General features: G+C 34.6%; 7 protein-coding genes. 3 read left to right on the top strand and 4 right to left on the bottom strand.

From position 1 onward, the window contains the following. Nucleotides 1-84: 84 nt before the first annotated feature. Nucleotides 85-1,338, bottom strand: coding sequence for a hypothetical protein (locus tag EVJ46_05475; GenBank protein ID RZD16468.1), 1,254 nt, complete (start codon nucleotides 1,336-1,338; stop codon nucleotides 85-87). Nucleotides 1,339-2,636: 1,298 nt separating this feature from the next. On the opposite strand from EVJ46_05475, the gene EVJ46_05470 reads away from it, so the two are divergent. From EVJ46_05470 to EVJ46_05460, 3 genes are all read left to right on the top strand, one after another. Next, the gene (locus EVJ46_05470) at nucleotides 2,637-4,007 is read left to right on the top strand and encodes a divalent metal cation transporter (GenBank protein ID RZD16467.1); all 1,371 of its coding nucleotides are present in this window, start codon (nucleotides 2,637-2,639) and stop codon (nucleotides 4,005-4,007) included. 191 nt (nucleotides 4,008-4,198) lie between these two features. Next, complete coding sequence (locus tag EVJ46_05465; GenBank protein ID RZD16466.1) at nucleotides 4,199-4,462, top strand: hypothetical protein; 264 nt, start codon at nucleotides 4,199-4,201, stop codon at nucleotides 4,460-4,462. A gap of 151 nt (nucleotides 4,463-4,613) precedes the next feature. Further along, on the top strand, nucleotides 4,614-6,200 hold the full coding sequence (locus tag EVJ46_05460; GenBank protein RZD16465.1) for a hypothetical protein: 1,587 nt from the start codon (nucleotides 4,614-4,616) through the stop codon (nucleotides 6,198-6,200). Nucleotides 6,201-6,239: 39 nt separating this feature from the next. Here EVJ46_05460 and EVJ46_05455 read toward each other — a convergent pair whose 3' ends face one another. The 3 genes from EVJ46_05455 to EVJ46_05445 form a co-directional block, all read right to left on the bottom strand. Beyond that, entirely contained in the window at nucleotides 6,240-8,306 is a 2,067-nt protein-coding gene (locus tag EVJ46_05455; GenBank protein RZD16649.1) for a sodium-translocating pyrophosphatase, read from the bottom strand. A 247-nt stretch (nucleotides 8,307-8,553) separates the two neighbouring features. Further along, on the bottom strand, nucleotides 8,554-9,870 hold the full coding sequence (locus EVJ46_05450) for a hypothetical protein (GenBank protein RZD16464.1): 1,317 nt from the start codon (nucleotides 9,868-9,870) through the stop codon (nucleotides 8,554-8,556). 143 nt (nucleotides 9,871-10,013) lie between these two features. Beyond that, entirely contained in the window at nucleotides 10,014-13,484 is a 3,471-nt protein-coding gene (locus EVJ46_05445; GenBank protein ID RZD16463.1) for a hydrogenase iron-sulfur subunit, read from the bottom strand. Nucleotides 13,485-13,490 lie beyond the last annotated feature (6 nt).

Genomic DNA, 13,490 nt, shown 5'->3' with positions numbered 1-13,490 from the left:
ATTGACGATATACATATTAAAATGGCGGCTATCCTTAATTTTCAAATAGCACCCCCTAATTTCCCGAATTTTCTTAATTTTCCGTTATGCGTCTATTCCTGCCATTTTATTTTCATTTTTTACGTATCTGCTATAAGTATAAACTCCGCCCGTCAGGAGTATATTCGTAATTATAATGACCAAAAAAGCATACTCTGGAAAATCTTGAGTTCCTGCGATTCCGGCATTTAGAGGCATATAAGCCATTATTGCCGTAGCAAGGGCACGCCCGATCATTGACCATAAAAAGTATTTTTCTCTTTTCGGAAGCACATCTTCTTTCTTCTTTTTTAAATTTTCTAAGTAAAATGTTAAAGAAGCGCTTATGTACCTGCCCAGCACTATCATGATTATAATAATAAAAAGTCTATCGGCAAATTCCCAGCCTATGTGCGATAATTCTACTACAACGCCCAAAAATACGAAAAAAAGCGTCCTTATTAAAAACGAGAACTCATAATTAAACTGTTTTATGGAAGAATCTTTTAAACTCATTTTGTAAAAATTAATTTTCAATTTAGTCAGCAGTTCTTCATTTCCCATTACTATTCCGAAAACTAATATAGCTATTGCTCCGTTGCCTTTAACAAAATGGATTATCAGATAGAGTATAAGCATGCCTCCGAATGTGATGGAATAAGCATATTTTGTTTTTGAAATATATTTTAATAAAATAAACCATATAATTCCAAATGCAATTGCTATGACTGATGAAATTCCGAAAGAATAAAGAAGATTTCCCGCCGTGGACAAATAGTTAACGGCTGCCGATGAATTTTTTGCGAAATTTATCAAAACTATTAAGATTATTATTGCAAATGCGTCATTAAACGTAGATTCAATTGCTATCACCGTTTTATTTTTAGCGCTTGCGTTTATATTAGACAGAAGAGGCATTATAACGGTAGAGCTGGAGCATGAGACAATAGTGCCTAACATCAACGACTGCATCACGTCTCCGCCTCCCATAATGTAAAAAAAACTGCCTACAAGCACTATTGAAAGGAACAGACCGATTAGAATTAGAATCATTGAATATATAGAACTTTTAAAAACAGTAATAAAATTAAGCTCAAGTCCGCCGGAAAACATTATGAGAATAAGAACCAAAGTGCTTAAATACGGCGCAAAATCTATAAAAAGCTGCTGATTAAAAATATGGTAAATAGGACCTAAAATAAGACCTGCCAGCATTAAAAATAAAATGGACGGAACTTTAGTAAAAGAGAAAAACATTTCCCCTGCAAAACCGAGAAGGATAACTATTCCGATAATTCCTATAGCTATTGACGGACTCATAGTGAAATTGACATTATTATTTTATTTTATTTTATTTTATTTTATTTTATTTTATTTTATTTTATTTTATGAATAATAATAGTATATGTTTGAATAAATATCAATAGCAACTTTTTATTTTATTTTATTATTTTAGTACTATTCTATTGCTATTTTATTGCTATAAAAATTTATAAAATTTTTGCTTGACATAAATTTTTAATAATAGGATAATTTAAAAAAATAGAGATATAGCATGTACATATATTAATGTAGTTATATTAATAGCATTTTTTTATTAGCGTTTTTTTATGCAGCGCATATAGCGCATATTTTTTTATATTATAAATTATTATTAATAGTTATTAAGTATAATTAACTTAATTTAACTTAGGATAATCGCATATAATATAAAAACTAATTTAATTATTTTTTATTACGGAGGCTTTATGCAAAGTGAACCTGGTGGCAGTAGCGGCGGTCATTGTTTTAAAATAATTATTAAAATTAAAACTAAGGCAGCGCATATAAGCAAATACAAATAATAAACTAAATACAAATTAATAATCAATTCAGTTATTTTCCTCAGATTTTCCATAACTTAATTTATCTTAATTGATTTTTAACGGCGTTTATTGTATTTGCTATATGCTCTATATTGCAGATACAGATGCCGATGTTAGAAATTAACAGATAAATTTTACCGCTTGTTTGCTTTTTTTATCAATAAAGCATTATGACACATGGCAGTTATAGATACACATCTATAACTATATAAAGAAAAGATAGAAGTAAAAAAAAGACATAGACGTAGATAATAGACGTAGATAAAGGTAGAAATATCTTCAGTTAATTCAACGAAATAACTTGACGAATTAATTAAATAAATTGAACCGGTCTGATAGATATGCATCCGGTTTTTTTATAATATCTATTTTATATCTGTCTGATATATCCGACTTATTTATATTATAATATGTCTAACTTATCTATATCTTTATTTCCTTATTATTTTATTTCTTATATTTTTATGTGTTTAAAAAAAGTAAATCTTCGGTATTAATTTACTCGTCATTTACTGCTTTCCTATTTTGCCTTTATAATTTATTTTAATAACCTGCTTTAATGACCTGTTTTAATAATTTTAATAATTAAAATTTAGTAAAAGTTAATAAACTAATAAACTGCAGAAATATAAGCGTTCAGACAGTAAACATTAAATAGCAGCTCATACTTTTATACTTTGATACATCTATTTATTCGTCTATGCGCATTAACATCTGCATTATCATCTATATGCTAATTTATAATTACAAATTATGGAGGATTTCACTGTGAAAGATCAGAAAGATATTAAAGATAAATTAGACGAACTTCCAATAGATATTAAATTAAGGGCGGTTGATAGATTAAAGATTCATATCATGAGACAAAAATACGGATATTTCTCAAGACTTTGTCTGCTTCTTTCTCTTATCGGTCCCGGCATTCTTGTAATGATAGCGGACAATGACGCCGGCGGTGTAATTACCTACGCTCAGACAGGGTCGATTTTCGGTCTCGGATTTTTTATTCCTTTTATGGTCTTAATGCTTCCGGTTGCATATATAGTTCAGGAAATGACCGTCAGGCTGGGGTCAGTTACTCACAGGGGCCATGCCGAAATGATATGGAAAAGATACGGAAAATTTTGGGGCGCGTTTTCGTTAGCCGACTTGGTTATTGCAAATGTTTTAACTTTAATCACTGAGTTTATCGGAATAACTTTAGGAATGCAATTTTTTGGGGTTTCTCCGGTTGTTTCTTCTATTATTGCTTTAATTGTAGTTTTTTCAATTCAGCTGTTTTTGAGATATTATACATGGGAATGGATTAGTCTTAGTATTGCCGCATTAAATTTGATTTTTGTTCCGTTAGTATTTTTTGTGCCTCATCTTCACTGGAATGCGGTTGCCGATAGTTTTAAAACATGGCATATAAGCGGCGGTGTCAGCTCATTGTTTATTTACGTAGTCCTTGCAAATTTGGGTACTACTATAGCACCATGGATGCTGTTTTTTCAGCAGTCTTCAGTTGTAGACAAAGGACTAACCGTAAAAGATATAAGAGACGGGCAGATTGATACATTTATAGGTTCCTTTTTTATGGTTGTAGTAGCCATTGCAATAGTTATCATAACCGGTTCCGTAGTACATGGAGTTCAGGGCAGTTCTAATATGAGTATTGACCAGATATTACGTATAATTTCCATAAAAATGGGAATTATTCCGATGAAATTATTTGCGCTAGGATTAATAGAAGCAGGTTTAATTGCGACAATTGCAATATCTGCAAGCACTTCGTGGGCTGCCGGAGAAGCGCTGGGCTGGCCTAAAAGTATAAATCTTCCTCCGCTTCAGGGATGGTATTTTTATTTGCCAGGGTTAATAAGCGTTTTGATTGCCGGCGGCGTTGTTTTAATACCGAATATTCCGTTAGGTTTTTTAAACTTAACCGTTCAGGTTGTGGCTTCTATATTTATGCCGGCTGCTATGCTGTTCTTACTCCTGCTGCTGAACGATAAAGAAATTATGGGAGAACATACAAATAAAAAATGGCAAAACATTTCGGCTTTTATAATAGTCGGATTTTTAATAATAATGAACGGATTATACGGAATAACTGTGGTATTTCCGCATATTTTCGGATAACAAATAATTAATATTAATAGCAGAAATAACAAAAAGAACAGCAAACAAATGATGTTTAATCAAATAAATATTAAGTAAATATTAAATATAAAGATTAAATATTAAAATAACTAATAACTAATAACTAATAACTAATAACTAAATAAAGTATACGTTAAAATAAATATAAATAATATACGGAGAAACTTAAAATGACGTCAGACAATAAAAAAATAAAAAAAAGCCGTGAAGACAAAATGATAAAAAAACTGAACAACACTGAATCACAAAACGGAACCAATTTAGAAGACGACTGGGATAATTTCGTACAGGAAGAAGGACTGATTGATTATAACAAAATCCCTCTTAAAAGAGCTGAAATAAAAGGCTGGGTCAAATTTGCCTTCTGGTTTTTACGAATTTATATAGTAATTATGATTGTTCTTGTTATTATCGGATTTTCCAGAATTCATTAGAAAATTGAGTACGGATACTATTTAATTTATTATTATTGTATTAAATGGGTTTGCTAATGTTAATTATGAAAAAATTAATTTTTATACTAATGAATTAAAGGGAATTAAAGGATTAAAGGGGACAGACACCATTTAATTATTATTGTATTAAATGGGTTTGTTAATGTTAATTATGAAAAAATTAATTTTTATACTAAAGGTTTTAAATTTTGCTGTCTGTATTCAACTTATAACGGCGTGCATCTTTGTTGAAAATTCAAATGCCTTAAGCAAAATATCGGCAGTCGCAGGCAGCAATAATATCATCGGAAGCTCTGATATTAACATTAACAGGAAGACTGACACCACCATTATCGGCTTAAATGAGCAGCTTTTAGACACATCAGATATAAACTATAACATCGGCAGAAAGACTTGTATCAGCTGCGGAACGCACAATCATCACACGCAATCCTTTAATATCAGAAATTCTAACATTAACATGAAGACAGATAATATTGAATTTAAAAACAGCTCTTTTTTATCACAGATTAGACTTCTCGGCACATTTGCCGCTTCATATACCTATAATTTCGCAGACCCTGTTGCAAATGCAGAGTATCCTCAAGGTAATTACAACGGAAATTATATTGACGATTATAAAGTTAACGGTTTTACTATTAACGAATTAGACCTGACCATTTCCAAAAATGCGTTTTCAGACGGCAGGCATGCTTTCGGTCTTGGTTTTAAGGCAACACTTGATACAGGAGAAAATATACAGGACGTAGGACCTTATACCGGCAATTATTCCTATTATACAGAACCTATTTATAATAGACCGCTTTACGGTTTCAGGAATTTATTTATATCTCTGGGTTTACCGATTGGAAACGGTTTAAAGATAGATATAGGCGAAAAAAATTATCTCATAGGTTTTGAATCTTATAATTTATCGAGATTATGGGAAAATACGTATTCACCCATCACTGCCATAGAACCCGGGGAGCTGACCGGAATTTTTCTAAGCTATCCTTTTATCCCCAGAAAACTAAAAATGGTCTTCGGAACAGCTATGACCGACAATGCTATGGTGCCGATAGACAGATATCCGACATTTGAGTTTATCGCTTCCTATAAACCGTTTAAAAATTTAAAATTTCACGAAGGAATAGTTTACGGAGCGGAGAATTTTGTAATATATGATAATAACTTAATACGGGATAATTTAAATAAATTTTTCTATAATTTTATGGACGCCAAATATAAACCGTTTCATTTCTGGACTTTTGTGATTGATTACGAAACTGGATTGAACGGAGGAATTAATAAATCAATTGTCAAAAATAGCGGCATTAATATTGACAAATTTAATTATTTGGGGGAAACATCGTCTTCGGTATATCCCGATTATTTAATCTCAACATCGGATGCAACGTACGACAAATCGCGTTTTTCAGGATTAGCATTTTATATTCACCATTATAACTTATTAAATAATATAGGCAGATTTTCACAAACCATAAGGGAAGTCAGGGTGTGGGACCCGCAGGGAATGTGGGAAGAAACCAGCATTCCCGGCGAGGCATTCAATTATTTTGATTCAACACTGACTTTCGGTTTTAGACCTTCTTGCAGTTTTTTTAAAAATACGCAGTTCAGACTTGAATTTGAAAATCAGCTGGCAAATCACAAAATTTACGGTGACGGAAACAGTACGCAGAACACTGTCAATCTTATGCTCGTCAGAACATTTTAGAAAATTAGAATTAAAGGGGACAGACACCTTTAAAAAGAATTATTTCCATAAAATTAATACTATGGGAACTATTAATATTGTAAAAATATTGACGACCTTTATCATCGGATTAATTGCCGGACCGGCTGTATCTTTATAAGGATCGCCTACCGTATCTCCGGTAATAGCAGCCTGATGCGCAAAACTGCCCTTGCCGCCGTATGCTCCGCTTTCTATAAGTTTTTTTGCGTTATCCCATGCAGCGCCTCCGCTGGTCATTGAAATAGCAAGGAAAAGACCAGAAATTATAGTACCGAGTAAAATCCCTCCAAGAACAAGAGGTCCAAGGGTTAAACCGAAAATAACAGGACCGGCTATAGGTATCAGTGCCGGCAATATCATTTCTTTTAGAGCAGATTTTGTCACTATATCAACGGATTTGCCGTAATCAGGTTTAGCCGTCCCTTCCATTATGCCGGGTATTTCTTTAAATTGTCTCCTTACCTCAACTACTATTTCCCCTGCTGATTTTCCGACTGCTTTCATTGCCAGCGAAGCAAATAAAAAAGGAAACATAGCGCCTATAAACAATCCTGCCAGAACGGAAGGCTGAGAAATCAGAAAAATATAATGAATAGAACCTTTTTCAATAAGTCTTGCGTATTCCGCAAACAGCACAATTGCAGCAAGTGCGGCAGAACCTATAGCATAGCCTTTTGTGACGGCTTTCGTAGTATTACCGACAGCATCCAGCGCATCGGTAGTTTCTCTTACTTCACCTGAAAGATTGCTCATCTCGGCAATTCCTCCGGCATTATCTGTTATGGGTCCGAACGAATCTACGGAAATAATAATACCTGCCATAGAAAGCATACTGGAAGCTGCAATCGCAATACCGTAAAATCCTGCAAATCGATAAGACAAAATGATAGAAGCTGCAATAAATAAAACAGGCAAAGCCGTCGACATCTGTCCTACTGCCAGTCCCGCTATTATATTCGTGGCATGACCGGTAGTCGAAGCTTTTGAAATAGACTTAACCGGAGCAAAATGCGTCGATGTAAAATAATCCGTTATGACAATGATAAACCCTGTAAGGAATAAACCTACCAGAGCGGCGTAATAATAATTTATAGTCGGAAAACCGCCTACACCTTTCATAAAATACATTGTAAAAAAATAATATAAAACCGCTGAAATTATACCTGTTGCAAACATTCCTTTATATAGACCTTTCATTATTTTTTCTTTAGACGACGCCCCTACGAAAAAAATTCCCGCTATTGATGTAATGACCGCTATAGCGCCTAACATCAAAGGATACATCATGGTTCTTATGAGAATATTAAAATCATAATATCTGAAAATAGAATATGCTAAAAGCATTGAAGCAATTATAGTCACTGCAAAAGTTTCAAAAACATCCGCAGCCATTCCCGCACAATCTCCTACGTTATCACCTACCTGATCGGCTATAACTGCCGGATTTCTCGGATCGTCTTCAGGAATACCTTCTTCAATCTTGCCTACGAGGTCGGCTCCTACATCCGCCGCTTTGGTATATATCCCGCCGCCAAGCCTTGCAAATACGCTTATAAGACTGCAGCCGAATGCAAACCCTATCATTGAATCTAATGCACCGCCGACCGTGCCGGTTATATAGAACGATAAATCAAGAAAAATAGAAATACCGAGAACACCAAGACCAAGAACCATAAGCCCCGTTACCGAACCTGTTTTAAAGGCGAACTGCAGCGCCGATTTTGTTCCGTATTTTGCAATCTCGGCAGTCCTGACGTTAGCTCTAACAGCGTTATACATGCCAAAATACCCTGCTGAGGCGGAAAGAACTGCGCCAAACACAAAACCTGCGGCAGTTAGTATTCCAAACTGCGGAATCCAGATACCGCCGATTAAAATTAACAAAAAAATAATAAAACCGACTATCGCCACCGTTCTATACTGCCGATTAAGAAAGGCTTTTGCGCCTTCCTGGATAGCGGCTGCAATTTCCTGCATTTTAGGGGTTCCGTCGGAATGTTTTAAGGCCCAGAATGTTATTATAACGCTGTAAATTACTGCGATAATACCGGCTATCAGTCCGAACAGGATGGAATAATCAAATATAATCATGATGAGTGCCTTTTTTATTTAGGTTATATTGGCAACTAATTAAATTAACAAACGAATTAAAATAGAATTAATTAAAATAGAATAAAATAAAATCTATAAACAAATTAAATTATTTTTATTTTAATTTGAAAAAATCAGTTATATAAATAATTAAGTTATATAAATAATTAAGTTATATAAACAATTAGCAAACAGATTAACCAATCTTAATTTAATTATACCATGATAAAGACAAAAAAAATTACAAATTATCTTCGGCAGCTGCTGCAGCGCCATCTGAAACGTCGGACCCGGCTTCATTAAGTTTTACAGCTTTTTCTTTTAATGCTGAAAAATAAATTGCAATAGGTCTATATGCAAGATGAGACCATTTAGAAAACGGCACTTCAATGACAAGCATAGGAATTACTATCATCAAGTGAATTAGATATAAGTAAAAAATCCACGACGAGGGATCTTTATAAACAACGAAAGCCCTCAATAGTATTCCTGTAAAAGCGGTCATAAAAAGCAGTACGATAAACGCCCAGTCGGTATGATGAGAAAATTTGCTTCTTTCAATTTTCTTTGTGAGTCTTTTATATGCAAAATAAATAGTTCCGAATATGAGTCCTATACTTGCATAATAATCAAATAATATAGTATGGAACAATACATATTTATCATCAGTCTGAAACCATTTTAAGAAAACTACTATTCCTATAAATAAAGCTACATAGCTGGTCATAAGAAACACGTGCGTAAGCCAGAAATTATATTTTCCTTCAGAAAGTTTTTTAAAAAAAGTCTCCTTCTGCGCTTCTTCATCTTCGCATTTTGAGAATCTTATCTGCGTAAAAAAATTAAATATCAGCGCCCATAATTCAGTAAAATAAAGTTTAAACGGAATCTTGACATTTTTATCGCTTAAAACAGTTTTTTTAAACATATTAAAAATAAATGAGAGCAGCAGCGCTGAAAGTATAACTATCATGGGATAATCAAAAAAATAATCTATCTTGTATGCCGGAACCATTTGATTAATAGTCAGTATTTTATTGCCGCCGCCTACGCTGCTCATCACACCTGCATTGCCGCTGATATTTGCATTGGAAGGAGGGGTTAATCCAAAAAGAACCGCCCATTCTATAAATACAATCACTGCCACGATTAACAACGCAATATACTCTGCAATTTTGGATTTATAAAGCAGTCTGGAAATTCCTGTCCAGTCGTAAACGGTAGTCAGCCAGCGTCGAAGCGACATCATAAGTTGACCGGGGTCTGTTTTTCTAGGACAGAACTCGGAGCATTTTCCGCAATAATAACACAGCCACGGATCAAGGTCGCTTTCCAATTCATTTTTTAAACCCCACTGCGACCATATCATCTCTTTTCGAGGAAAAGGTTTATTGTCAGACGACAAAGGGCATATTGCAGAACACGTGCCGCACTGAAAACATTTTTTAAAAGGACTGTCTCCGATATCCCTGATATTTTTAACAAGATTGAAATTATTAATATCGTTATTGTTGCCGTTGATATTAATGCCTTTGCCGTTTAGTGAATTGCTGGACATATATTTTTATCTCCCAAAACTGAAACTTGATTGCACTATAAATAATTAATATAAACAATAATTAATAATTAAATAATTCATATTCTATAAAATATAACTGCAAAGCTGTTTATTCACAGTATCTGCTGAAACAAATAAATAAATCAAAATTCCTTATATGGATTCGGACCTAAAGATTTTATTTTGTCCGCAAACTCATTTAATATATCAGGCAATTTCCGGTAATCTGAAAATTCTAACTGAACCTGTTTTATTCTTTCGGATTCCAGCACCAATCTTGTTAAAGTTTCTTTAAGATTTTCCATTCTATAAGATGCCAATTCTGAACCTTTGATGAAATGGCATTGATAATCATCTCCAAATTTACAGCCTAAAAGAAGTATCCCGTCTATTCCTCTTGAAAGAGCGTCGGCATACCACACATTGTTTATAGAACCAAGACATCTTACCGGAATAACCCTTATATTTGAAGGAAGCTGTATCTTATTCATTCCTGCAATATCAAGAGCAGGATATGCATCATTTTCACAGGCGAAGACCAATATTCTGAAATCATCGATTTTTTCAGCCTCGCCCGGAACATTTATGCTTTTCAGCATTGAACCTATTATATCTACCGAATAATTCTTAAACGAAATAATCTTAACCGGACACGCTCCCATGCAAACCCCACACCTTCTGCATCTTTCCGGATTTGGTTTAGGCGTGCCTTTTTCATCTTCGTCGATAGCTCCAAAAGGACATTCCTCCGTGCATCTTTTGCATTGCGTACATCTTTGCAGGTCAAAAAACGGATAAGTAGTATCATTTGACCTTGGATGTACGGCTCTCCCCTTAGAAGTCTGCTCAATGCACTGTATTGATTTAAGAACCGCTCCCTTTGCATCGTCAACGGAAAATACAGTATCCATCGGCGCTCTGACGGAACCGGCCGGATATATACCGGTTCTTCTCGATTCATAAGGAAAACAAATAAAATTAGAATCCGGAAAACCGTATATAAGGTCAGGCATTTCCTTGCCCTGTCTATATGTCAAATTAAGAAGACCGCCTTTACTGTTAGTTTTTAAGGCAGACGCCGAACCGGACGGCAAGGACGTACAGCATGAAGCCGCTGCATCGGAAGCACGCGATGATGCAGGAGGCGGCTGCAGAGAAGATGCGACGCTTTCTGATGCGGTTGACACAGCCCCTATTGCGTTTACATTTATAGATGCAGCGGTGCCGGAAACGGCATTTACATTTATATTGCTATTTACGCTGCTATTGCCGAGATTTGAAGGTTTTGATGTATCTGCAGTATTATCTCTGTTATTTAAATCTTTGTTTCCGTCTTTATTATTATTAATATTAATACTGAAACTGCTTCTAATAACAGCAGGATTAGAACCGCCGATTTTATCATTATCAGCTTCATTAACCCTGTCCGCTGCTTTATCATCCTTGCTTATATTATTGTTATTAGCCGCGCTGCCGCTGCTATTATTACTATTATTTCCTGCAACAGGATTTATGTTTATACTGCTTCGTTGAATATTAATACTGCTTTTGGTTGTTAAGGAAGCACTGCGATCATTAGCATCATTACCGGCACTGCTGCTATTATTACTATTATTTCCTGCAACAGGATTTATGTTTATACTGCTTCGTTGAATATTGATACTGCTTTTGGTTGTTAAGGAAGCACTGCGATCATTAGCATCATTACCGGCACTGCTGCTATTATTACTATTATTTCCTGCAACAGGATTTATGTTTATACTGCTTCGTTGAATATTGATACTGCTTTTGGTTGTTACAACATCAGATGCCGCTGATACAGATTCAGGCGTATTTATATTTTTGTTTGCATTTGCATCTAAATTTGTATTTATAGATTTATTTTCAGCATTAGCATTGCCCATACCGGGAATGGTAATTTTTGATGTTTTTACGGATATTGACGAAGTTTTCTGATTTGCTCCGCCGGCAGATATTTTATTATCGTCATTGTTGTTATTATTATCAATATCAACACTGTTATCGCCGTTAGCGGACAAAACAGCAGCCGTGCCGCTTTTACCATTGATATGTATCTTATTACCGAGCTGAATCTGGTTTTGGTTATTGCCGCTATTTTGATTCTGAACGCCGGCTTCATTTTGATTCTGACATTGTTTGCATTGTTCCTGTTCTTGCGTCTGCATGACAACAGAATCGCCACCTGCAGAAACTACTTCGTCATTTGCCGTAAAATTACCGGAATTAGGAACCATACCGGAAGCAAGTATAACCATATCCACATTTAAATCAAGACTGCCTCCAAAAAGCGTATTATTGACTTTTAACTTTATAGTATTATTTTTTCCGTCATATGCGACATCGGACATAATTCCTTTAACCATAAATATTCCGTCGTCATTCTGCATACTTTTATAATAATTTTCATATTCGCCCGGCGTTCTTATATCGCGGTATATTATATATACTTTGGCATCCGGATTATTTTTTCTGAACGCATTAGCTTCTTTCAAGGAAGTCATGCAGCAGACGGTAGAACAGTAAGGCAGATAGTTTTCGTCTCTTGAACCGGCACATAAAATAAACGCAACAGATTTGACATCCTTGCCATCGGATTTTCTTTTAACGGCAAAATTTTCATCGCCGCTTTTTAAATACAGTTCGGAATAAAGTTCTTCAAGTTCGACATTCGTCAGAATATCAGGAGACAAACCGTATCCTAAATAGGAAAGATTATGCGCATCATACGGTTTCCATCCGGTTGCTACAATGATTGCGCCGGCTTTTTCAATAACGGTTTCTTCATTTATATTTTTACTATTTTTATCATTTATATATATATCAGATTTATCTTTTATACTTTTATCGGAACTAAAATCTGAATCTGAACCGGAATTTGTAATTGTTTTTACTTTTATTTTTACTTCAAATTTTCCCGGGGCACCGGATATCTCACCAATTTCAGAATTTTTATATATTTTAATTTTTTTAGAACCTTCAACATTATCGATAAGTCTGCCAAGGTCATTTTTAATAAGCAGATTATCTTCGAAAGGCGGGCTTGTCTCCCATTTTTTATACTTTAGATATGGGAATCCGCCCAGATGCTCTTTTTTCTCTATTAATATTACATCATATCCTGCTTTTGCGGAATTCAGAGCGGCGGTTAAACCAGTAACGCCTCCGCCAACAACTAGAATAGTCTTATTTAATTCTGCTGTCAGAGGAACAGTAATTTCAGCTTTTTTTGCTCTTGCTATCCCCATTCTTAAATAATCTTCGGCAAGCATCTGAGCACCTTTGCTGTTTGGTTCGCTCACCCATATCACGTGTTCTCTTAAATTAACCCTTTCCGTAAATATTTTTGACGGGTCAAAACTGAATACATCCTGTTTTGACCTCATTGAACACGCCGCTATAACTATTTTATTAAGTCCGGAAGATTTGATATCTTCATTGATAATATTTAAACCTTCTTTAGAGCAGAGAAAATTATTCACTCTGCAAATTTCCGGTTTATATTCGCTTTTTGCAATATTTTCGAGTTCTTCTATATTCAGGCATTTACCTATATCGCATCCCGAGCATATATAAACTCCAAGCTTATTGTCCATATTTTA

The sequence above is a fragment of the Candidatus Acididesulfobacter guangdongensis genome (genome assembly GCA_004195045.1).
GTDB classification, from domain to species: Bacteria; SZUA-79; SZUA-79; order Acidulodesulfobacterales; family Acidulodesulfobacteraceae; genus Acididesulfobacter; species Acididesulfobacter guangdongensis.
This window is presented reverse-complemented; position numbering and strand designations above follow the sequence as displayed.